Origin of the sequence: Aliikangiella sp. G2MR2-5 (assembly GCF_015687155.1) — a bacterium.
In the GTDB taxonomy this organism is placed as follows: domain Bacteria; phylum Pseudomonadota; class Gammaproteobacteria; order Enterobacterales; family Kangiellaceae; genus Aliikangiella.
The window spans coordinates 1,211,492-1,234,112 of the sequence record NZ_JADPQF010000001.1; the positions used below are offsets into that span (position 1 = coordinate 1,211,492).

Sequence of the window (22,621 nt, forward strand, 5' to 3'; positions counted from 1 at the left end):
TAGATTTAAGAATAATTGCTGATAGTTTTTTTGTTTAATCTCATCATTTTGTAGAAACGAATATTCAGCTTTACTTGTATATTTTCTTGACCAGAATAATTGTTTCTCTCATTGGTCATTGGCTATTTCTATATATATGCTTTAAAAAAATGGTCTTCCATAGAAAATATTTTCTGTATTCAATCTCCTAGATAAAGTATCTGAGAGCCTGCAAAGAAAATCGACATATCCAACAGAAGACGACATTCTCAACAAGAGAACATTAACAGGGAATAGAAAAAAATCTGATGACGAATAATAAGTAGAATAGAGTTTCGGCTTGGTAGTATTCTTTTACGAAGTAAATAACAGCTGGTATTTTTCTCAGAATGAATACCTTTCGCCCATGAAAAATGTGTCTATTGGATTTTCTGAGTTACTCCCCCAAAAGCAGAAAAATCCTGTAGTGAGATTTCTTAGAGCTTGAAATTATTTTTGATAATAACCGCATTTGTTGTTATAACTATTTTTAATAAAAAAGTTCGGCATATCGGGGCTACTACCAGCTCGAGCATTAAGTATTGATTACTTTTGTGATGAAGTTGTCATAATAAAATCACTTTGACTGCTAGTTATCGCAACTGGAGAAGTTTACAAGTAGAATAAAATCTAGTCGCTACTCTATGTTTTGTATGTTTAATACTAATCGATTAATTCAGATATTCTTGTTTATTACCCAGCTTCCGCTCGCCGGAGATAAGGTTGCGCCTGTACAACTTAGCTCAATTCAAGAATTGTCTGAACAAAAAGATTGTCATTTATCTTTGGGAATTTCGGATTGGATGCCTTATCAAGGTTTAACAAAAAACGGACAGCCAACAGGTAAACAAGTAGAGCTGATACAGCAAATAGTCAAAGAAGTAGGTTGTTCACTTTCCTATAAGTCCATGTCCTTCCCTCAAGGTTTAATAGAACTTCAAAATGGAACGGTAGATTTTCAGATGAATGCTTCAGTTTCAGAAGAAAGAAAGAGCTATAGCTATTTTTCGATCCCTTATCGTAAAGAGTTTCTATTACTTTACTCCACGTCTAAATATCTTGATAAATGCCAGACGATGAATTTGGAAGCTTTGATTAAAGATGGCTTTAAGCTGGGTTTACAGAAGGGACTGGTTTATGGTCCCGAGTTGACTCGTATTCAAAAAAATAGAGAATTAAATAGTAAGATTTATTACGTCGATACCAATATTCAACATGTTCAACTAGTTCAGCAGAAAAATCTTGACGGTGTAGTTGACGATCCTATAGTTGTTTCGTATCGTTCAACTAAAAATGTAACAGGAGACACTTTAAGCGCTTGTTCTATTGTGGTTTCCGAGTCTCCTATTTCACTAATATTTAGTAAAAAAACAGTATCAAGAGAACTTGTTGATAAATTCAATCGAGCAATTAGAAAAATTCAAAATACCAGAGCTTATCAAAAAGAATGGGTTTGGTAGAAACATTGTCTTTTATAAACCTGTTTACGTTATCAGTCATTAATAATCTTAAGCTGCCCAAGTGTTCAGATGGTCTAGTAAAGATTATAGGCGGCATTGATTCTCCTGTATAACAGAAAACGACTTTCGTTATCTCGTGAATTAATTTCTTCTTTCTAACAAATAACAAGTAAAAGCTCACTTGATAAGATATCTAGTCTAACTAGTTGAGCTACAATATTTTAAGAAAGCCTAGCCATTTCGGCCTCCATTTTAATAGTCAGTTTAAAATGGTGATTTTTACAAAAAATTACAGGATTTTTGCTTGTTCAATGAAGATTAGGTACGTATTCTCTGTAAATTCCAAAAGGCGGAAACTTTATTAAGATTTACAGCTGAACATCAACACCAACAAAGACTAAAATTATGGACGCACTAAAAAATACTATTTTAAGCATCGCTATTATTGGTGCTGTCGCTTTTTCATCTAACCCTGTTAACGCGACTATCGTACAATTTGAAACTTCTTTAGGTAATTTTGAGGTGAATTTATATGATGAAGAAACACCGCAAACAGTAGCTAATTTCCTTGATTATGTAAACTCGGGAGCTTATGAAAACGTTATTATTCACCGTTCAGTTCCCGGTTTTGTGATTCAAGGTGGAGGTTTTAAGTACAACAGCGAGTGGCCTGTTACGGCAGTACCCGCTGATTCACCAGTAAATAATGAGCCTGTCTATTCCAACGTCAAAGGTTCTATTGCTATGGCAAAGGTTGCAGGACAGGCTGATAGTGCAACTAATCAATGGTTTTTTAACCTCATAGATAACAGTACAACAGGAGCTGCATTAGATATTCAGAATTCTGGCTTTACAGTTTTTGGAGAAACTACTAACGATGGAATTGCTATTCTCGAACAGATCGCGGCTCTGCCACGTTATGATTTTAGTGGAACGATTTCTGCTTTAGGAGAGTTACCATTGCAGAACTTTGATGAAGGTCAAACGCCGGATGATACTCAGTTAATAATAATCCAAAGGATTTCTATTATCGACGCTGCAATTGATACGGCTGCAGGATTAAATCCTGTTCGTAATACAAGCCTTAAAGTAGATGCTCCATCAGCAGAATCTTCTGGTGGTGGCGTATTTGGAACCTCGATACTCTCATTAATCGGTCTTTGGAGCTTGGTGCTCACTAAAAGAAAGCGACTCGATAGGTCAGGCAACTTAAAATAAATTGGCAAGAATATTTTGATCTAGTACTAATTTATTTTAACTAAAGGAGTTTCTGCAATAAAAGGCATTGCTGTTAATAGCAATAGCAGGGACTCCCTTCTGAATTATTTTATACGACGGCAATTATTTATCAACCGAAATGCATGGCAATACCATTCAGAAATCGCCAGAATAAAAGGCTGGATGATCTTCAACCTGTATTCTACATCGACTACGAGATAAATGAGGCTAAAATCTAATTTTTCAGTTGATACGTATTTTATTAGTTGAATCAGACACTGTATACAAATAGCCACGATTTCACTGCACAATATAAAACCTTTCACCCAAGAACTTGTTCATTTATTGATTGACCTGACGCTATGTTGATAGAAGTTAACAATATCTATCTCGATTTGTAATCAAAAAGCTAAATACTCAAATTTGGTTATTCCTTTATATTCTTTTCAGATGATAACCTCCGCACATTATGCGTGCGCAAGGAAAAGCAAGGGTAACTATTATCTGATCTAATACCAATTTATGATCCTGGTTAATGGTTTATCCTAGATTAAAATTGATTGTTGCATTCAAGTATTGTGTGCGATTTGGTAAGTGTTGCTCAGCTAGTCTTATGTTCCGCTTTAGTAAAAGGGGCTAGCTGTAATATAGAAATGAAAGTAAGAACATAATTTACGATTACTCAAACAAGGAAAAGGAATGACAACATATACAGTTAAGCGTGGTGAGATCTCGCGTACCAAGCAGGATATTATTGATGCCGGTGGTTTGGTTCCGAAACTCGGATTAAACGCTCATAAAGGTCGATTTCGAGGCTTCCTGGCCTGTGATAAGAAAAAGAAAGGGGTCATGGGTTGTCAATGTCCCAATATGAATGAAAACTGGTTTTACTACAGAGGCGTGGCAATGATGCGAGGGTTTGCACTGGAACCAGGCTTAATCAGAACCCATACAGGCTCCAATACCGCAGGCTTATTGTCGTGGGCGATGCCTGGAAATTCTACCTACTGCGGCCAGCAAACACAATTCACAACTCCCTCAATGGATGTATATAGCTATAAGGACGGAATAGACGCGCTCGATGAGTTGCGTGATCGGCTTAATTTAAAGCAAAAAGCTACCGACAGGGATCAGAATATGATGAAAATGTGTAAAGCCGAATTTGTTATCAGCAAAGACAATAAAGTTTTGGGTATGATTAGCGGCGACGCGGCTGAATTGAGTTTGTTCACACCGGTAGCAACTAAGCATATTACCTTCGGAGCAGTTGAACAAGGACAGCCGCCCAAAGACCCCATCGCAAGATCTATGCAAATGATGGGTTTCAAGCCAAACACTGAAAGGTACGAAAAAGAATATCTGAGGAGAGAAGAAATAGCGATGTTTAAAGCCAAGCCATTTCTAAAGTTTGTCGATACGGCTTCTCCTGTTGCACTTCCATTCTGGGTATAAATCGAATCCAAAGGGTAGAGCGGACAATCTAGGCAAGTAGTATTGACAAGATATACCGGACACTTTTAATAAGAGCTTTAGTAGTCTTTAAAGGTGTCCAAATGTTAAAAAGCGTAATTCCTACAAACCAGCCTAGGCAAATCTAAGCTTGTTCTAGCCTAAAACTTTACTGTCGTATTTCGCAAGAAGACTAGTTAAAATATCAGGAAGCAAGTCAGGACTAAGATTATCAATCGTATTTTTAACATGGTGGGCGAGTTCTGTATCTCCACTTATTTTTAGCTTTCTTTGAAAGAAAAGTGTGTCTGGATCAACTTTCTGTTGAATCAATTTGATTGCATTGGAAGTATCAATTGAAAGCGTTGCATCCGCTGCTTCTTTATCAACTTTCCGGAAAAATGTGCATCGAATTTTTTGCTGACTAGTGGTTAGTCCTATTTGCAGATCTGCATCCAGAATAACGATTTTTAAAAGACGATTATCCAGAAAATCAAAATCCCCTTGTGTCAGATTGTCCCTGAGCGCGAAGTTGGCCGCTTGTTCTACTGCGAATCGATTCAGTCTAGCCGGGGCTGTCAACACAAATTTGCCAATTGCACTGGGTGCTAAAAGTGACTTTAAAATTGATAATGTTTTTTGTTCAATTTTCAATGCAGAAATCGGCGCGTTCATGTTTCGCTTTAATTATAATCAGTACTCTATATAGGGGAGTTTATTATAATTAACGCTTTAAGGAGAGCGGTGATTTAGATCAAATAATAAGGCGGTTATCATTACTTAGCAAACAGGAAGTGCAATACAAAAAATGCCGCTATATAGCGGCAATTTCGTACAAGTAGCAATTAGTATGTTTCGTTAATTATTATTTTTCCAGGTGTTTGATTTTATCCTTAACACCATCCCACTTAGCTGCTTCAGGTAGTGGGTCTTTCTTATCGACAATATTGTCCCATTTTTGTGCTAGCTCAGCGTTAAGTTCGATGAAATGCTTTTGGTCTGCAGGCACGTCATCTTCTTCAAAAATTGCTTCAGCAGGGCATTCAGGCTCGCACAGAGCGCAATCTATGCACTCATCAGGATCGATTACAAGAAAGTTAGGACCTTCGTAGAAACAATCTACCGGACAAACTTCTACACAGTCAGTATATTTGCAAAGAATACAGTTATCAGTGACTACAAATGCCATTGTTGGTCTCCCGAGTACATAATTGTCGATATTTATACTATCGACTAACTCTCTCATATTAATCTAACTGGACTGATTCGCCAGTTTTTCACATTGGGCGCTATTTTACTCAGTTAAGATAGAATGTCGAGTCAATTTATAAACCAGATCCAGGGCCTGTTTTGGGGTAAGTTCATCAGCGTTCAACGAGTCCAGCAGTGCGATTCTTGGATCTTGAGTTTGTACCTCTCTTGTAGAGTTTACAGAAGGTTGAGGCACCGTTTCGCTATCCTGATGGTGTTTACCTTGCTCAAGATGCATTTGGTAGTCCTGTGCCAGTTTAAGCACGCCATCAGGTACACCGGCCAGTTTGGCGACATGAATACCATAGCTTTTGCTCGTCGGTCCCGGATGAATTCGGTGATCCAGTATGAGTTTCTCTCCATGTTGAATGGCTCCGAAATGCATATTTTTGATACTCTGGTTTTTTTGCGTTATTTGCGTTAACTCGAAGTAATGAGTGGCAAACAGCACCAAAGGATTAATTCGTTGATTAAGATAGTCAAGCGTCGCCCAGGCCAGAGCCATACCGTCATAGGTACTGGTTCCTCGACCTATTTCATCGAGAATTACCAGACTCTTTTCTCCTGCATTGTTAAGGATATTAGCAGCTTCACTCATTTCCACCATAAAAGTAGAACGGCCACCGGATAAATCATCCGACGCACCAATTCGAGTGTAGATAGCATCAAGCAAACCTATTTCGGCAGATTCTGCCGGTACAAAGCAACCTGCGTGAGCGAGTAGGGCAATAATCGCGGTCATTCTCATATAAGTTGACTTACCCCCCATATTAGGACCGGTGATAATTAAAGACTTTTGCTGTTCACCGATAACTACATCATTCGGAATAAAAGGGTCATTTTGATAAGCTTCAACTACCGGGTGACGACCACAGGTGATGTTAATTCCGGTAGTTTCCATAAGCACCGGGCGAACATAGTTTTCCTGTTCGGCTATTTCAGCAAAAGATTGCAGTACATCAAGGATTGCAATTTGTTCTGCAGTAAATTGGAGCGCAGGAACTGATGGCAATAATGACTCAATTAATGACTGGTACAGTTGTTTTTCAAGTGCTAAGGCTTTTGCCTGGCTGGAGAGCACTTTCTCCTCCAGCTCTTTAAGTTCGGGGGTAATAAATCGCTCTGCATTTTTCAGAGTTTGGCGTCGTGTATAATGTATAGGTGCTTTGTCGGACTGCGCTTTAGAAATCTCGATAAAAAACCCATGAACCTTGTTATAGCCGACTTTTAAGGTATTTATCCCGGTCGCTTCCTTTTCTCTTTCTTCCATATCAGCCAGAAGATCGCTAGCGTTTGTTGAGAGATAACGAAGCTGATCAAGCTCTTCATTGAAGCCATCACGAATTACATTACCGTCACGAATAACCACTGGCGGATTGTCAAAAATAGCCCGTTCCAGTAATTCGAAGATCTCTCGATGTTCGCTTAAGCTTTCAGCATGTTCATAAAGACGCTGATCATCTTGCTTTTTGAGCCAGCCAATAAGTGATGGTAAAACACCAAGGCTTTCGCGCAAACCTGTTAAGTCTCTTGGTCGGCTGGATAATAAAGCAATACGTGTCAAGATGCGCTGCATATCGCGAACTGGAGCCAGCAGAGCGCGTAGTTCTTCCAGGTTACCGCTATGTTGAAGTGACTCAACCTTATTATAACGTCTCTCAATCGAAGTTTTATCGACAAGCGGCGCATGTAACCAGTTTTTAAGAAGTCGACAGCCCATCGCTGTTTTTGTCCGGTTGATTACATTAAATAGAGATTTATCGGATTCTCCGTATAAATTCTCAGTAATTTCCAGATGCTTTCGCGTATGAGCATTTAAGAACAAAATTCCGCGATTATCAAAAGGTTTAATTTGATTTAAGTGACCGAGTAAACTTTGCTGGGTTAGCTTGGCGTAATTGAGGGTAGCACCTGCGGCACAAATCGCAGACTGCATTTCATCACACCCAAAGCCATCGAGATTTTTAACCCCGAAGTGTTTAAGCAAAGACTGATAATTCTGTCCGTAGTCAAACTGCCAGTCATCGAGCAATTTGACTGTATGACCCATATTACACAGGCTTTCATAAAAACTGGACTCAGCCAGGATTTCTGCTGGCTTTAAACGAGCGATCTCGCTAAATAATTCAGTCTCTGTTCGAAATTCGTTACAGTAAAACTGCCCACCGGCCAGGTCTAGCCAGGCTAATCCGTATGGAAATCCATTTTTACACGATTTTAGAAAGTATACGCCTGTAAGAAGATTTTCTTTGTCTGCTTCAAGTAGACTATCTTCGCTAAGTGTTCCCGGAGTTATGACTCTCACTACCTTTCGCTCTACCGGACCTTTACTTGTGGCCGGATCTCCTATTTGCTCACAAATAGCGACCGAACGCCCTTGCTTAACTAATCGAGAAAGATAATTGTCAACCGCATGGAAGGGTACACCTGCCATAGGGATTGGTTCACCATTAGACTTTCCTCTATGAGTTAATGTAATCCCTAGCCATTCAGCAGCATTTTTTGCATCTTCGTAAAAGAGTTCATAAAAATCGCCCATTCTATAAAAAAGAAGAATATCCGGATATTCGGTCTTAATATCCAGATATTGACGCATCATTGGAGTATGGTTGTTGCTCATGGACTTTATGTTTTTATTTGTTAATTAATTGGATTAATAGATAAATTCGTTTTCTGTGGATTAGTTTGATAAAAAACTAAATGAAAATGATCTTATATGAGTCGAATTCTACTAGAATTATCAACCAAACCAAACTGATTAATTTCAAACTCAAGGTCTAATTTAAGATGCAAAAACTGGTTTCTCAATTATCTGTCAGGCTGCTATTTAAACAGCTTAGAGTAGTAACAGTCGAATCCTGCACAGGTGGCTGGATAGGTAAGGCATTAACCGACCAGGCCGGTTCTTCCAATTGGTTTGCCGGGGGACTCATCACTTACAGTAATGAAAGCAAAACGCGTTTAGCCGGTGTTCCTGCAGAACTAATAGACCAGCATGGTGCAGTATCTCTTGAAGTGGTAGAGGCAATGGCAAGAGGTGCTCATCAACATTTCGATAAAGTTATAACAGTAGCCGTTAGTGGAATTGCTGGTCCAGATGGGGGAAGTAGAGAGAAGCCGGTAGGCACAGTATGTATCGCCACCTGTGTTAACGACAAGGTTATTGCTAAACAATATCTGTTTGAGGGAAACCGTAATCAAGTTAGAGAACAAACTGTGGAAAAAGCGTTAGAAATGGTATTGTCGGCGATAGAAAACCAATAATTGCTTTCAAGCAGGCAAATGACTGATATGAAAAGCACATAAACTCTAAAAGTTCGTGGAGATTTTTAATGGGATATAGAACTCTGATTGTTGCACTGTTTAGTATTTTTATTCTTTCAAGCTGTGCAACGATGAATGGAACAACTCCGGCGCAAAAGCGTCAGTCCGTGCAAAATATGAAAAACGAAGTACTTACCGAATTATTTAATCTAAAACCAGATACTCGCCACCAGGTGAGTGGCGCGCCGGGCTATGCAGTCTTTAGCAATGTTAATGTAAATATTATATTCGCCAGCTTTGGCGGAGGGTATGGCATGGCTAAGAACAATAATACTGGCAAGGTTACTTATATGAAAATGGGGGAAATAGGTGTCGGATTAGGTGCCGGATTAAAAGATTTCAGAGCAGTATTCGTATTTCACACAGATAATGCATATAACCGCTTTATAGAACATGGTTGGGCATTTGGTGGTCAGGCAGATGCAGCGGCAAAAGCAAGCGATAAAGGGGCAGCTGTTGCGGGAGAGGCGATCATTGATAACGTAACAATTTATCAGCTAACTCAAAGTGGCCTGGCATTACAAGCAACCTTAAAGGGTACTAAATACTGGAAGGATAGTGAACTCAATTAGACTTTTTGGAGAACAAAAAAGGCGAGTTTATGGCTCGCCTTTTTCATTTCAGCGTATCTTTTTTTATTATGCTTTTGCAGCAGCTATACGCTTTCTGGCAAGCTCGTCAGCTACAACATTTGTTGTTTTACCTTCAGCTTCAGCAGCGCCAAAGATTTCAAGGAGTGTGCCATAGATTTCGTCGACCTTATTCAACGCATCTTGCTTTTTGTATTCACCACCTTCCATTTCGAAAGAAACGTTAATGATACCGCCAGCATTGATTACATAGTCTGGAGTGTAAAGAATACCTTTTTGTTTTAATACATCTCCATGGCGATCTTCTGCCAGCTGGTTGTTAGCTGCACCAGCAACAACAGAGCATTTAAGCTGCTTGATAGTAGTATCATTGATGGTTGCGCCTAAAGCACACGGCGCATAAACATCAACATCCTGAGAGTAGATATCATCTTTATCAACTGCAGTAGCGCCCAGATTATCAACAACTCGATCAATAGATTCTTTGTTGATGTCGGTAACGAAAAGCTCAGCGCCTTCATTACGTAAATGTTCACACAGATAGTAGCCAACGTGGCCCAGACCTTGAACTGCGACTTTAACGCCTTCCAGAGTATCTCGTCCTAATCGGTGCTTAACTGCAGCCTTCATACCTTTATAGACACCATAAGCAGTAACTGGTGATGGATCGCCACTACGACCTTCGAGACCTAAAACATACTCGGTTTTGCGGTGTACAATCGCCATATCATCTGGGTTTATACCAACATCTTCTGCGGTGTAATATTGTCCATTCAAGTTGTTTACAAACTTACCGAATGCTTCAAAAAGCGCTTCAGATTTCATTGTTTTAGAGTTACCAATGATTACTGATTTACCACCACCCATTTTCAGACCGGCTAATGCATTCTTGTAACTCATACCACGAGATAAACGAAGTGCGTCGATAAGCGCTCCTTCATCTGAGTTATATTCCCACATACGGCATCCGCCAACTGCAGGACCTAAAGCAGTAGAGTGAACACAAATAATAGCGCTTAGGCCTGATTCAGGATCACGGCAGAAGACTACTTTTTCGTGGTCATCATAAGCGCGTAAGTTAAATACAGCCATGTTATTCTCCTAATGAGATTGAACTGAAAGAAGCAGCCAGCGATTCTGCCAGCTGCTTTGACATAGTTGTCGTAAAGATTAGTCTCAAGGCAATAGCCTTAACCATTAACCAATGTTAAAGGTGATACCTTGAGCCAGAGTTGGGGTATCACCCCAGAAAATGGTATTGGTTTGACGGCGCATGTATGCTTTCCAGGAGTCAGAGCCTGCTTCACGGCCTCCACCTGTATCTTTTTCACCGCCAAATGCACCACCAATTTCAGCACCAGAGGTACCGATATTGATGTTTGCAATTCCACAGTCAGAGCCGGCATAGGAAAGGAACTTTTCCGCATTGCTGATATTTTGGGTAAACATCGCAGATGACAATCCTTGGCGTACGCCGTTGTTGAGTGCTATCGCTTCCTCGATTGTTTTATAGGTCATAACATAAAGGATCGGAGCGAATGTTTCATTTTGAACTACTTCCCAATCATTTTCGGCGCGAATAATCGTAGGTTCCACATAATGACCAGGGCGATCGATACGATTCCCACCAAATAACACTTCGCCACCTTGCTCTTTTGCTCTTGCTACAGCATCTTCGAAGTTTTTAACGGCCGTCTCGTCTATCAGAGGCCCCATCAGGTTAGCGGTGTCAAGTGGGTCACCAATAGTTACTTGTTTATATGCATCTACCAGAATATTAGTTACTTTTTCAGCAATCGACTCATGAACAATCAAGCGGCGGGTGGTTGTACATCTTTGCCCTGCAGTTCCAACAGCTCCGAAAGCAATTGCAGGAATTGCATGCTCAAGATTTGCTGTCTCATCAACAATTAACGCATTGTTTCCTGCAAGTTCAAGTAGACATTTACCCATTCGTTCAGCAACTTTAACACCAACCATTTTTCCTACAACGGAAGAGCCGGTGAAAGACATCTTCTTGACTTTTTTATCTTCAATAAATTTCTGGGCTAGCTTGTTAGATTCGCCATCTACAAACATGTAAAAAATAGGGGAGTATCCTGACGCCTTAAGAACATCATTACAGATATGCTGTACAGCGACAGCGGTAAGTGGAGTTTTAGGGCTAGGCTTCCAAATAGTTACATTACCGCAAATTGCTGCGATAAATGCGTTCCATGACCAGACTGCTACAGGGAAGTTAAATGCCGAGATTACTCCAACAAGGCCAAGTGGCTGCCATTGTTCATACATTCTGTGTTGAGGACGCTCAGAATGCATCATTTTGCCGTACAGCATTCTTGACTGACCAACTGCAAAATCTGCCATGTCAATCATTTCCTGTACTTCACCGTCTCCCTCGGCCTTGCTCTTTCCCATTTCTAGTGATACCAGACTGCCAAGAGCGTCCTTTTTTTCACGAAGAGCGTCACCCATCTTTCGAACTAGTTCTCCACGCACTGGAGCAGGGATAGCACGCCACTCTTCAAACGCTTTTTCCGCTTTCTCAATAATGGTGTCATAGTCTGATTCAGACGCAGCATAAACTTTGGCTATTTCCTCACCGTTGGCAGGACTAAAAGAAGTAATAACTTCTTCTTGTGCAGTAGACCACTGGTCGACACCCCAGCAAGCACCGGAGTTGATTGACTTAATACCTAGATCGTCTAAGAGTTTCATTGGATTCCTCAAAAATAAATTGTCGTGCCTAGTGCCCAAGTTACTTGTTCATATGAAATTGAAACAACCACTTGGTGTCGTAAGTATAGCGATTTAGACCGCTCTTATTATGATTAGAATCATCAGATTCCTTATTAAGTTCCTCCCCATTTTCAGCAAGTGGACCTGTTCTAACTTGCTGTCAGGCAAAGCAGACAATAAAAACCGGCTCTGTTGCCAGCTAAAAAGCTGCCCGGGCTGCCTGAAAATTTGGCGCAAAGATACCATTGAAGGGAGAGAATAGCCAGTTTAATCGTGCATTTTGCAAGTGATTTAGCGGAAGTAACCTTCATATTCGGCGCATTTCGTGGTGTAAAAGCACATCTGACCAGTTCAGCCAACTATTATTAACAGGACTAGCAAAATAAGAAACAGGGGCAATGCGCTTTTGCGATGGCCGTAAATGGCTTAAAAATTAAGCAGTTATGGGGATAATTTAAACGTTTGTATAGTAGAAAATTGTAAAATATTTACATTTTTGGTGGCGAATTTGCTTGAACTATCCCTTTAAATCACTTAGTTTTAGCGCCTTCGTTGCATTTCCGGTCAAAGCAATGTTGTTATTTTGCTTGGTTTAGGACTCTTTTATGTCTTTAACTGCACGACATTAGTAAATATCCACGTAAAACTACCGGAAACGCTGTTGTAGATACATTAAGAGGGAGTCATATGACAGAGCAAGTCCAACAGGAACCAATGAGCGCACAAGAAAAAGAAGAACAAATCAAGCGTTGGAATCAGGAAGAATTTGTAAAGGTTCAAAAGTTTTGCGTATCAAAAGGTGTTCAACCGAAGAAAATAGAGCAAAGTAGAACACAGTGTTTACCGCCAGTTTTAGGCGTTTGGTATGTAAATTCAACGACTAAAGGTGAAGACTACTGGGTGCTCAGTGGACAACTGCCTACCGACCTCGCGCCAGCTAAAGTTGCAAACCATGCCAGAGAAGCTCTTCGTTATTTCTCTATGAACTGGCAACTCAAAGCTGCGAACATAGAAGATGCAATCGCTGAAGGAAAATTTACTGGCGAAAACAAAAACACACAAGAAGCATTTGCAAAAGAACTGGTTTCAAAAGCCGAAGCACTTTATCAAATATATAGTGATGAAAAGCTTTGGGCTCAAACAGGGCTAAAAGCCAGTTAAAGTGAAGAATTATCGGTAAAAAAAAGCCTGCGATGCAGGCTTTTTTTTGCATAAAGAACTAGTATTCCCACCAACAGGCTTGCCACCAGTCGATAAACTCTTCAAAATCTATATGGCCATCATTATTTTCATCGACCATAGCAAAGCCTGACTCTGCTTGTTCTTTTGTCGTTTTGGGCGAAATGACTCTCAGTAACTGCAGAAATTCATCCTTATCTATTTCGTTGTTATTATCGCTATCAAAAAATGCGAAGTTTTCTTTGATTTCGCTCAACTTCTCTTGAGAGAGTGATTTATCAGTCATTAGTATTCCTTAAATTACTTATAAAAATTATATATTTCAACACGTTGTATACTTAATCTAAAGTGAATTCTTCAATTCTATAATCAACACCACGGCTTTTTAGATAGTCCAGAACATAAGCATATGCACCTTCTTGCGCGCCAATTGTTTCGGGGGCAAGCACCCCGGACTCCGGTTTATTTTGTAACACATAGTTGGCAATAGCCGTAGCAGTATAACCTGTTGTTCTTGCCATGGAAGATGTTTTACTTTGCTGACAGCCATGATCAAGCATTCGGTAGATATATCTTTTCTGTTTACCATTTCTATCACCTTCAATGGTAATTCTCAAAACAGTGAACTCTTCATCTGACTGTTTTAACTTCCAGTTATCTTTTAGAATGCGAGCTGTTACATCTATCGGTCTGAACGCCATGCCCTCAACTTCCATTTCCTGAGTTGAGAAAAATCCCGACTTTAGCAAAACGCCAATATATTCCGCGTGTCCAGGATATCTAAGAGTCTTTTCCTTCATATTAGGTATATGATCCATTGTGTGGATCAGTGTTCTCAAGCCATCAGTATTAAAGGCTTCAAGTGTACCTACCCGTTTGATTTCCATAAGCTCGCAGTCTGATAAAGCCGCGCGAACAACGAGCTCACCATTTTCTACATATCGAGCAGGGCGAGTATATTCCTCAATAACATCAATTGGTGAAAAAGGCGCTTTATAATTGAAAGGCCACTCCCGTTTTATCGGCAGACCACCAACCAGACATTCATATTTTTTTACTTCCATGGTGCTGTCAATATGTCCCAGTATCACATTGGACATTCCAGGAGCTACCCCACAGTCAGCTATAGCAAAGACATCATTCTTTTTTGCTAGATAATCAAGATCAAAGCAATTCTCCGGAAAGAAAGAAATGTCAACAACAGGCTTTTTCGCGTTTAAAATCTTTTTTAACGTTTCAAAACCCATAAAGCCGGGTACTGCGCAAACTACTAAGTCAAATTCAGAAAGTAAGTCATTGTAGTCGTCATTTTCTTTAAGATTGAACAGTTCAGTTTCTACAGACGAGTTTGCTTTTCTTATACGTTCTAGAGATCGTTTGTTTATGTCGACGGCGGTAACCTGGTGCTCACCAGCGAGATCAAGTGCCATGGCATTCCCAATCATCCCTGCACCTAATACTACAATCTTTGCCATATAACACTCCAATTATAATTGCGTACTTTACGCCATAAACCTGCGCTTGATTTTAAAACTTGAGCCTAAACTAAAGTCCACTTTTATTTTTAAAAGGAAGGGGGAACCGATGGTTCTTCTTCATTTAATTCTATCGGCGTAATTAATATCAACATACCAAATAACGGATGGTCAAAATAGTGGAGTTCTCCGCTTCTCATTCGCCGCGCCTGTTTCATTGAATAATTAAAAAGGCGCTCTTTGTACAGCTTTTGAGACTCGCTGTTTAAAAAGTCGTCGTCAATTTCCCAAGAAAACTTGTGGTTTTGGTTAATATCAGACATTACTCCCTGTTTTTCCGCCTGGCTTTGTAGTAAAGCTAAATTGTCGCTAACCGTTTTAGTTTTGTCTAACTGACTTGCTTCGTTAAACGTGTCGGAAGTAAAGACAGACTGATTATCACTCAGAGAAGTACTGACAGGATTGCTCTCCTTTAAAACATTGAACTCATCATTTTTGAAGAGGTCCAGATCAATCGCTTCAATTTCGAACTTATCCGGACGTCTCAGATAAAGGTTAGTTTTAACATGTAAATATCTGGCAACATATATCTTAATATCACCATCAATTTCTGGAACCCATAAGGTCGGTTCAATTGTGTCCATACTTGGAAGAACTTCTTCCTCTTTGCTCTCATTATTCGAAGAAAACTCGTTGAAATCTGAGCCGGAATTATTTGTCAAAAAGTTTTCATCTGATGCAGTAAAATCGTCAGAGTCCGTTGGGGATGAGAACAGGTTCAAACCCGCTTGCCTTTTTTCTCCATCGTACAAATAATCTAAGCTATAGTCGCGCCCGCCAGCTATTCGGATAGAACGAGCTTCATTTGAGGACAAGACAGGCTGTTTCCATCCGATGTGAAATAAAACGTTATACTCGGGATTTTTCTGTAAGCTCTTAACTTCATTATTTAGAGACAGCTGTGATTCAGGCAACAATTGAAAAGGAACTTCAAGCTCCCCGGCGTCAGCGTCGAAAGCTAAATTATTGTCGGTATTTGTTGCAATAGAAGAGTCACTTGAAACTGGCTGACTCACAATTTCTTGCTCTATCAGATCTTCGAACTCGGCAGAAGGCTGACCGTTGATCACACGGTAGGGTTGGAGAAAATCACGAAAATCAGTAGACAATTCCAGTTTGGTTTCCGGGTCCCACGACTCATCACTTAAAGCGTTCAAGCTTTCTGATTTGAATAAGACAACCTCTACCTGATACCACTTAGGGCCATCCTGAACTGGGTCACTTTCTTCAGCGGAAATAGCACTAGAGGCAATTCCTGCTAGAACTAAACTAATATACTTGGCTTTTTTAAATAAAATCATCGGGTTGAGATACAGCTAATTGTTATATTTTCACTTGAATACTAACCTTTACAAGCTAATCGTTTCAATCAAAGAATCAATTTGTTGTCTACGGTGTTCCAGACTTTCATTTGGACACTTGACTTTAAGAACTGTTCCTTTAACGAGTTGGTAGCCGGTAGGGTTTGTTTGTATGAGCTCTATCAGCTTGTGGGTGTTTATATTGGGTTCAGCGCTAAATTCAACGGTTAGTCCTTTTTCATCAGCTTCTAGCTTGGTAATACCCATCGGGATTAGTTTTAACTTAAGTTCGGCAGCTACAAAGAGTGACTTGGTTGCTTCAGGAAGTAATCCGAATCTGTCGATCAACTCAATTTGCAGCTGTTTCAAGGTCTCCCTGTCTTTGGCATTAGCAATTCTCTTATAAAGAGATAGTCTTAGCCCAACATCAGGTACATAATTGTCTGGTAACAGTGCGGACTGGCCAAGATTAACTTCTGTTTGTTCTTCCTGAGCTACCTTTAGAGAGGGTTCTTTGCCTGATTTCAACGCTTCGACAGCTTTTTCCAGTAACTCTATGTAAAGACTGAAACCAATGGTCTGCATATGACCACTTTGCTCTTCACCTAGTAACTCTCCAGCCCCTCGAATCTCAAGGTCGTGGGTTGCTAATATGAAGCCTGCACCTAGATCATCCAGGTTTTCAATAGCCTCCAAACGTTTTTTAGCATCCTTGGTCATGGATTTTGGACCTGGTGTTAACAAGTAGGCATACGCCTGATGGTGCGACCGACCGACTCGCCCCCTTAATTGGTGCAGCTGTGCAAGTCCGAGCTTGTCAGCCCGATCCATGATAATGGTATTAGCGGTTGGTACATCAATACCGGTTTCAATAATAGTAGTGCAAACCAGTACATGAAAACGCTGATGATAAAACTGTTTCATTACGTCTTCGAGTTGACGTTCGCGCATTTGGCCGTGGGCAACACCGATTTCCAGCTCTGGGAGCATATCCTTTAATTCTCGTGCCACTCGTTCGATCGATTCTACTGAATTGTGCAGAAAATAGACCTGGCCTCCACGTCTGATCTCCCTTTGGATTGCCTCTTTAATAAGTGGAGCATTATGCTGACGAACAAAAGTCTTAATGGCTAATCTTTTTGCTGGTGGAGTAGCAATAATTGATAGGTCTCGCATTCCGGACATTGACATGTTTAATGTCCGCGGAATTGGGGTAGCAGTGAGGGTCAGGATATCAACTTTCGCCCGGTAAGATTTGAGAATTTCCTTTTGACGCACTCCAAACCGGTGTTCTTCATCAATGAGCAATAAACCCAGATTTTTAAACTTAGGATTACCGGACAGAAGACGGTGAGTTCCAATAACAATATCGATTTTTCCGTTTTCCAATTGCTCCAGTACCTGTAATTGCTCAGATTTGGTCTGAAACCTGGATAATGAGCCGACATTAACCGGCCACTGTGAGAATCGATCCTGGAAAGAGTTTGTATGTTGCTGCGCTAACAGTGTCGTAGGAACTAGCATTGCCACTTGCATGCCATTTTGGATAGCAATGAAGGCTGCGCGCATAGCTACTTCTGTTTTTCCAAACCCGACATCGCCACAAACTAATCGATCCATAGGAGTGCTCGATTTCATATCTTTGATAACAGCATCAATAGCGTCTTGCTGGTCAGGAGTTGTTTCAAATTCAAATTCGCTAGCAAATTTAACGTAATCTAACTGATCAAGCTTATGGCTAACGCCTTTTTCTGCAGCTCTTCTTGCGTAAAGGTCTAGAAGTTCTGCCGCAGTGTCACGCGCTTTTTCGATCGCTTTGTGCTTGGCTTTAGTCCATGATTCGCTTCCTAGTTTATGCCAAGGAGCTGTTTCCGGACTACTACCGCTATAGCGATGAATAAGGTGTAAACTTTGTACAGGTACATAGAGTTTATCACCGCCGTTATATTCGAGAGTCAAAAACTCTGTTGTTACACCGCCTGCATTTAATGTCTGAAGCCCAAGATACCTGCCAACCCCCTGATCAATGTGGACAACAGGATCGCCGTGTTTTAGCTCTGCCAGACTATGAATTAACTGATCGGGAGAAACTTCTTTATTTTGACGCCTTCTGGATTGCAACACCTGGCTACCAAAAAGATCACTTTCGCATACAACAAGATACTCATCACAACTAAAACCATGCTGAAGTGGAGCCGTCGTTAAGTTGACTGAATCGGTGGATTCCAGGAACTGTTGCCACGTTTCAATAATAACAGGTGAAGTCTTGTGTTTAGTGAGAAGTTCCCGCAATACTTCCTGTCGTCCTGACGACTCCGAACATATCAGTATCTTGGAGTAGTTCTTGGCCGTATTTTTGAGCTTTTCGGTTGGGTCGGATAGTTTGTGTTCGACAGTTACTTGTGGACAGCGCCCAAAGTTCAGGCTGGTCGATTTCTCTGCTCTTGATACATCCTGCTCAAGCGATAAGTGAGGTAACCCTTTTAAAAATGAATTGAATTCGCTCTCTTCAATGAAAAGGCTTTGCGGAGGCATAATCGGCCTCTCGATATCATGCCGGTACTGTTCGTACCGATCTTTTAAATCAATCCAGAAACTTCTGGTTGCTTGCGAAAGATCTTCTCCTCTGACAACAAGAGATTGTTCAAGGTTAATAAAATCAAAAATTGTTGACAGCTGATCGAAGAACAAAGGCAAATAATATTCAATCCCGGCAGGGAAAACTCCATTACTAACGTCTCGATAAATCGATGACTCACTGATATCAAATAGTGCTCGCCATTTTTGTCTGAAAGTTGCTATCCCAGTCTCATTGGTCGGGTATTCCTTAGCCGCTAACAGGTCTATTGAATCTACTTTTACTTTGGTTAACTGTGTTTCTGGATCAAAAAAGCGTAAGGACTCAATTTCATCATCAAACAGCTCTATCCTTATTGGTTCGTCAGATCCCATTGGGAAGAGATCTATAATTGACCCTCTTACCGCAAACTCACCATGCTCCATAACAGTGGCAACAAAAGCGTAACCATTGTCGTCCAGCTCTTTACGTAACGCTTTGAGATCTATTTTTTGTCCAACTGACAAAGACAGGCACTGTTGCTCAATAAACTGTCGATAGGGAAGTCTCTGAAGCGCAGAACTAACCGGCAATAATAAAACACCTTTATTAATTCCTGGTAATTGGTTTAGCGTTTTTAAACGCTCCGAAATTATGTCCTGATGGGGTGAAAAATAGTCATAAGGCAGTGTTTCCCAGTCCGGCAAAGTAAACACTGGTATCTGTTTGCTTGAACCAGCGCTAACTGGTCCAGCAGGTTGTTGATCGTGCAGAAAAAACTCTACTTCTCGTTTGAGGCTAAGATAGCTTAACGCATTGGGAAGTAGAACTATAATTAGCCCATTATGTAGCTTGGCAGTCTCTGCAATCGTCAGAGCAAAAGAGCTTCCATAGACATTATGGCAGTGATTTTGGAAACCAGGCTTTAAACGTAGAAGTTTTGATAGATCTTTCAAAGGTCTGTCGCAGATAGGTAGTTAAGTTACATTTTCAGGCGCAAGATTATACCTTAGCCTGCTCATAAGGTGGAGGGGGAATAAGCGTGAAATCTATATTTTCACAAGTGGATGTTTCTATGGTGCGCCTGGCAGGAGTCGAACCTGCTACCTGCCCCTTAGGAGGGGGCCGCTCTATCCAAGTGAGCTACAGGCGCTAAATATGAGAGAGGGGATTTTAACAAGAACTGAGAAAAAAAATAAATAGTCCTGCAGGATAAAAGTCTCTATTTTAAAATTATTCTTTAACCAATAAGCAAGATAGTTTATTTATCGGTTAATTATTAGCCAAAATCAGATTGAAAGTGTCTTAATCTTAACAGCGACAAACATACTTCTTGGATAAATCTATTTAGTTGCCAGTTTTTGTGATCTAGATAAGGCGAAAAAACACCCAATCTGCTAGTCTGGATAATGAAGGTTAGCACAAAAAGAGAAGAAAAAATAACCCGGTATACAGGGAAATCATCGGAGGAGGTTGATATGAACGCAAATCTGTCGAAGGGCCTAAAAACAAAGGCACTTTATTCTACATTTCTGGGCACCGCCATTTTGTATCTCTTTAGTAGTCTTTCACTGGCGGCAGAATTAAAAAAGGAAACCATTTCGAAAGAAATATCACGCGTTCAGGATAAGAATACAATTAGAGTTGATCCAAAGAAGTTAAAACAAGTGATTCAAAGCCGCTCACCAGGTGAGAATCAGACAAACGAAGAAGTACACGGCGGAACAGGTGTTTATGTACTCGATAACGTTGATTTTAACCCTGTGGGCGGAGCCAGAATAGAAGGGCTCAAATGGAATAATCAAACACCATTTGAAGGTTATTATGAGTTTGAACAGAACTCCTACGTTGTTGTAAGCGGTACTGTACATGGAGAAGGTTTAATAACTGGAACAGGAAGAGACGGCTGGACTTTTCATGTTACTCTTGATACTGGCGACTTACTAAAAAACAAGCCAGCTTCCTGCTCTTTTTCAAAAAGCATTCGTCCGCAAACGACACCAGAGCAAACAGGTTGGAAGTATCAAGTGCTAGTTATTTTTCTCGATACGGCTACCAAACCTGAATGTTTTGAGTTTTTCGAATCGATAGGTAAAAAGCCGCTAAAAATTCGGAGAGCAAGAATAGTTGGGCCGGGCTGGCCGGGTAAAAGCGGATTCAAGGAACCACAGGAAAGGCTTTATAATCCAGGACCGATGTTGCCATTAAGCACGGATATTACTTCGGGTCATGATGCTACGCTTTGGCAATCAAACTAGAAACCAGGCAACCAGCTTCAAAACAGTTGACCAGATAGGATTGACATATTTCATATAGTAGGAGAATTTGTACATTTGCAAAGCCTCCTATATAAAGCCTCATACAAAATGAAAGATGGCCAAGCTTTGAGTAAAATTAGTTTGGGAATCGATTTTGTATAGCGATGATATCATCGATTTTGTCTAGTACTATATCTACTAATTCAGGGTCAAACTGTTTACCTTTTTCAGCTTTTAGCAGGTCGAGAATCTTATCCAATGGCCAAGCTGGTTTGTAACACCTTTCGTTGTACAAAGCATCAATTACATCTGCCAGAGCTGCAATTCTTGCATAAACGGAAATGTCTTTTCCGGACTTTCCATTGGGATAACCGTTACCATCCCATCGTTCGTGATGTTCGCCTGCGATCAATGATCCGACCTGAATCACTTCAAGTTTAGAGCCCGCAAGAATATCCCTGCCGATGGCTGCATGATTCTTCATAATTTCCCATTCTTCAGGGTCTAACTTTCCGGGCTTGTTAAGTATCGCATCGGGAATCGCTACTTTGCCTATATCGTGCAGTGGAGCCGCCATATAGAGAACTTCCTGTTGCCTTTCACCAAGTCCTATGGCTTTGCCTAGCAGCAAACAGATCTCGGCCATTCTTTTTACATGATGACTAGTTTCCTTTGAGCGGTTCTCAACAGCTTCACTCATCCGATAAACAATTTCCTTTTGAGTAACTTCAAGTTCCTCAAACATTGAAGTGTTATCAAAAGCAATACCAATGTGATTACAAAATATCTGGATAAGATGTTTATCAAGCTGACTTAATGGAGGAAGCCCTTCAAGATAAAGAATATTCTTTTTCTTTAGATGAGACTCATAAAAGCCTATGAAGTAATCTTCTTCAAACTGATTACGCCCCAGCCTTAAATTATCAAGTAAATTAGGTTTGGGAAAATCTTTGACCGCGACTTCAAGATTATTAGAAATGTAATTGCTGTATTTACCTGTAGCGGCGACTACCTGGCTTTCGTTACCGCTTTGTGTCGCAGTTAACCCTTCTAACTCCCCATAAATTGCACCTTCGCTGATTTGGAGCAGGGCGGTTAGCTGTTCCAGAGCGCCTTGAGTTAACTCTTTAAGTGAATGTTGCGCGAAAACCTTCGCAGTCCCTTTGATAATAGTCTCGAGCCCCTTTTTATTTCGGTGCAGGCTGATGATGTCTCTATATGACCTTAATCCTGAGTACATCAAAGTAAAAAGGCGGTTAGAGGTAAGTTCGGTTTTTTCTTTGTAGTCATTAATATCGTAGTCCCGGATGACTTCTCTTTCAGGCGCTTGCCCCGGCTGTCCTGTTCGAAGAATAATTCTCACATGCTGATCTCGATGTACCTCTCGGATCCATTTTACCAATTCAAGTCCTGCATGGTCTGTCTCCATAACAACATCCAATAAAATGATTGCATAATCATTCTCTTCAAGTACTTGCTTGGCATGTTTTGCAGAAAAAGCGGAGTCTATTTCAAGCGGAAGATCCTGAAATGTAAAGTTCTTGAGTGCAAGTCGAGTAACCTGATGGACTTCAGGCTCATCGTCGACAACTAGCAAATGCCAGTGCTTTTCGCTTCGAGGGGGCTGACTGACCTCTTCTAAGCCGTCGTCTTCGTCCGCAAAAATTAATTCGTCATTATCACTCATAAGCTAATAGTAATCTCTGATACCTATCTTTAAGTTATAGTAATAATTTTGCAAA

At 40.5% G+C, this 22,621-nt stretch carries 17 protein-coding genes and 1 tRNA gene; 7 read left to right on the forward strand and 11 right to left on the reverse strand.

Annotated elements, in window-relative coordinates; all coding sequences use genetic code 11:
• The first annotated feature begins 671 nt into the window (after positions 1-671).
• The 3 genes from IYN84_RS04925 to IYN84_RS04935 all read left to right on the forward strand — a co-directional run bounded on the left by IYN84_RS04925 (position 672) and on the right by IYN84_RS04935 (position 4,148).
• Positions 672-1,478, forward strand: a complete 807-nt coding sequence (locus tag IYN84_RS04925) for an ABC transporter substrate-binding protein (RefSeq protein WP_196138043.1) — start codon at positions 672-674, stop codon at positions 1,476-1,478.
• Positions 1,479-1,883: 405 nt separating this feature from the next.
• Positions 1,884-2,696, forward strand: coding sequence for a peptidylprolyl isomerase (locus tag IYN84_RS04930; RefSeq protein WP_196138044.1), 813 nt, complete (start codon positions 1,884-1,886; stop codon positions 2,694-2,696).
• A gap of 699 nt (positions 2,697-3,395) precedes the next feature.
• Complete coding sequence (locus IYN84_RS04935) at positions 3,396-4,148, forward strand: hypothetical protein (protein ID WP_196138045.1); 753 nt, start codon at positions 3,396-3,398, stop codon at positions 4,146-4,148.
• Between the two features lie 153 nt (positions 4,149-4,301).
• Here IYN84_RS04935 and IYN84_RS04940 read toward each other — a convergent pair whose 3' ends face one another.
• The 3 genes from IYN84_RS04940 to mutS all read right to left on the reverse strand — a co-directional run bounded on the left by IYN84_RS04940 (position 4,302) and on the right by mutS (position 8,016).
• A complete protein-coding gene (locus IYN84_RS04940) occupies positions 4,302-4,820 on the reverse strand; it encodes an SCP2 domain-containing protein (protein ID WP_196138046.1) in 519 nt (172 codons plus the stop codon).
• 190 nt (positions 4,821-5,010) lie between these two features.
• Entirely contained in the window at positions 5,011-5,334 is a 324-nt protein-coding gene (gene fdxA / locus IYN84_RS04945; protein ID WP_196138047.1) for a ferredoxin FdxA, read from the reverse strand.
• A gap of 105 nt (positions 5,335-5,439) precedes the next feature.
• Positions 5,440-8,016: a DNA mismatch repair protein MutS gene (gene mutS / locus IYN84_RS04950; protein ID WP_196138048.1), complete on the reverse strand. Its 2,577-nt coding sequence runs from the start codon at positions 8,014-8,016 to the stop codon at positions 5,440-5,442.
• Positions 8,017-8,183: 167 nt separating this feature from the next.
• Between mutS and IYN84_RS04955 the strand changes: the two genes are divergently transcribed.
• Entirely contained in the window at positions 8,184-8,660 is a 477-nt protein-coding gene (locus IYN84_RS04955; protein WP_196138049.1) for a CinA family protein, read from the forward strand.
• A gap of 68 nt (positions 8,661-8,728) precedes the next feature.
• Complete coding sequence (locus IYN84_RS04960; RefSeq protein WP_196138050.1) at positions 8,729-9,292, forward strand: YSC84-related protein; 564 nt, start codon at positions 8,729-8,731, stop codon at positions 9,290-9,292.
• 66 nt (positions 9,293-9,358) lie between these two features.
• Here IYN84_RS04960 and IYN84_RS04965 read toward each other — a convergent pair whose 3' ends face one another.
• Both IYN84_RS04965 and IYN84_RS04970 read right to left on the reverse strand, forming a co-directional pair.
• Complete coding sequence (locus tag IYN84_RS04965; RefSeq protein WP_196138051.1) at positions 9,359-10,402, reverse strand: Glu/Leu/Phe/Val dehydrogenase; 1,044 nt, start codon at positions 10,400-10,402, stop codon at positions 9,359-9,361.
• A 105-nt stretch (positions 10,403-10,507) separates the two neighbouring features.
• On the reverse strand, positions 10,508-12,028 hold the full coding sequence (locus IYN84_RS04970; protein ID WP_196138052.1) for an aldehyde dehydrogenase family protein: 1,521 nt from the start codon (positions 12,026-12,028) through the stop codon (positions 10,508-10,510).
• 708 nt (positions 12,029-12,736) lie between these two features.
• On the opposite strand from IYN84_RS04970, the gene IYN84_RS04975 reads away from it, so the two are divergent.
• Positions 12,737-13,210, forward strand: coding sequence for a DUF4826 family protein (locus tag IYN84_RS04975; protein ID WP_196138053.1), 474 nt, complete (start codon positions 12,737-12,739; stop codon positions 13,208-13,210).
• 58 nt (positions 13,211-13,268) lie between these two features.
• On the opposite strand, the gene IYN84_RS04980 is transcribed toward IYN84_RS04975, so the two are convergent.
• The 5 genes from IYN84_RS04980 to IYN84_RS05000 all read right to left on the reverse strand — a co-directional run bounded on the left by IYN84_RS04980 (position 13,269) and on the right by IYN84_RS05000 (position 19,774).
• Positions 13,269-13,514 carry an EF-hand domain-containing protein gene (locus IYN84_RS04980; RefSeq protein WP_196138054.1) on the reverse strand — a complete coding sequence of 82 codons (246 nt, stop codon included), beginning with the start codon at positions 13,512-13,514 and terminating at the stop codon, positions 13,269-13,271.
• A gap of 52 nt (positions 13,515-13,566) precedes the next feature.
• Complete coding sequence (locus IYN84_RS04985; RefSeq protein WP_196138055.1) at positions 13,567-14,703, reverse strand: saccharopine dehydrogenase family protein; 1,137 nt, start codon at positions 14,701-14,703, stop codon at positions 13,567-13,569.
• Positions 14,704-14,792: 89 nt separating this feature from the next.
• The gene (locus tag IYN84_RS04990) at positions 14,793-16,064 is read right to left on the reverse strand and encodes a CsiV family protein (protein ID WP_196138056.1); all 1,272 of its coding nucleotides are present in this window, start codon (positions 16,062-16,064) and stop codon (positions 14,793-14,795) included.
• A 48-nt stretch (positions 16,065-16,112) separates the two neighbouring features.
• Complete coding sequence (mfd, locus tag IYN84_RS04995; protein ID WP_196138057.1) at positions 16,113-19,577, reverse strand: transcription-repair coupling factor; 3,465 nt, start codon at positions 19,575-19,577, stop codon at positions 16,113-16,115.
• Between the two features lie 120 nt (positions 19,578-19,697).
• Positions 19,698-19,774 (reverse strand) — tRNA-Arg (locus IYN84_RS05000).
• Between the two features lie 325 nt (positions 19,775-20,099).
• Between IYN84_RS05000 and IYN84_RS05005 the strand changes: the two genes are divergently transcribed.
• Positions 20,100-20,879, forward strand: a complete 780-nt coding sequence (locus tag IYN84_RS05005) for a hypothetical protein (RefSeq protein ID WP_196138058.1) — start codon at positions 20,100-20,102, stop codon at positions 20,877-20,879.
• Between the two features lie 136 nt (positions 20,880-21,015).
• Here the strand turns inward: IYN84_RS05005 and IYN84_RS05010 are convergent, their stop codons facing one another.
• Positions 21,016-22,566 (reverse strand): DUF3369 domain-containing protein, encoded by a 1,551-nt coding sequence (locus tag IYN84_RS05010; protein ID WP_196138059.1) that lies wholly within the window; start codon positions 22,564-22,566, stop codon positions 21,016-21,018.
• Between the last annotated feature and the right edge of the window lie 55 nt (positions 22,567-22,621).

Coding starts and splice junctions, on each gene's coding strand:
- IYN84_RS04960 (WP_196138050.1), top strand. CDS start 8,729: ATGGGATATAGAACTCTGATTGTTGCACTGTTTAGTATTTTTATTCTT.
- IYN84_RS04980 (WP_196138054.1), bottom strand. CDS start 13,514: ATGACTGATAAATCACTCTCTCAAGAGAAGTTGAGCGAAATCAAAGAA.
- IYN84_RS04965 (WP_196138051.1), bottom strand. CDS start 10,402: ATGGCTGTATTTAACTTACGCGCTTATGATGACCACGAAAAAGTAGTC.
- mutS (WP_196138048.1), bottom strand. CDS start 8,016: ATGAGCAACAACCATACTCCAATGATGCGTCAATATCTGGATATTAAG.
- IYN84_RS05010 (WP_196138059.1), bottom strand. CDS start 22,566: ATGAGTGATAATGACGAATTAATTTTTGCGGACGAAGACGACGGCTTA.
- IYN84_RS04970 (WP_196138052.1), bottom strand. CDS start 12,028: ATGAAACTCTTAGACGATCTAGGTATTAAGTCAATCAACTCCGGTGCT.
- IYN84_RS04940 (WP_196138046.1), bottom strand. CDS start 4,820: ATGAACGCGCCGATTTCTGCATTGAAAATTGAACAAAAAACATTATCA.
- IYN84_RS04930 (WP_196138044.1), top strand. CDS start 1,884: ATGGACGCACTAAAAAATACTATTTTAAGCATCGCTATTATTGGTGCT.
- IYN84_RS04975 (WP_196138053.1), top strand. CDS start 12,737: ATGACAGAGCAAGTCCAACAGGAACCAATGAGCGCACAAGAAAAAGAA.
- IYN84_RS05005 (WP_196138058.1), top strand. CDS start 20,100: ATGAACGCAAATCTGTCGAAGGGCCTAAAAACAAAGGCACTTTATTCT.
- IYN84_RS04935 (WP_196138045.1), top strand. CDS start 3,396: ATGACAACATATACAGTTAAGCGTGGTGAGATCTCGCGTACCAAGCAG.
- fdxA (WP_196138047.1), bottom strand. CDS start 5,334: ATGGCATTTGTAGTCACTGATAACTGTATTCTTTGCAAATATACTGAC.
- IYN84_RS04925 (WP_196138043.1), top strand. CDS start 672: ATGTTTAATACTAATCGATTAATTCAGATATTCTTGTTTATTACCCAG.
- IYN84_RS04955 (WP_196138049.1), top strand. CDS start 8,184: ATGCAAAAACTGGTTTCTCAATTATCTGTCAGGCTGCTATTTAAACAG.
- IYN84_RS04990 (WP_196138056.1), bottom strand. CDS start 16,064: ATGATTTTATTTAAAAAAGCCAAGTATATTAGTTTAGTTCTAGCAGGA.
- IYN84_RS04985 (WP_196138055.1), bottom strand. CDS start 14,703: ATGGCAAAGATTGTAGTATTAGGTGCAGGGATGATTGGGAATGCCATG.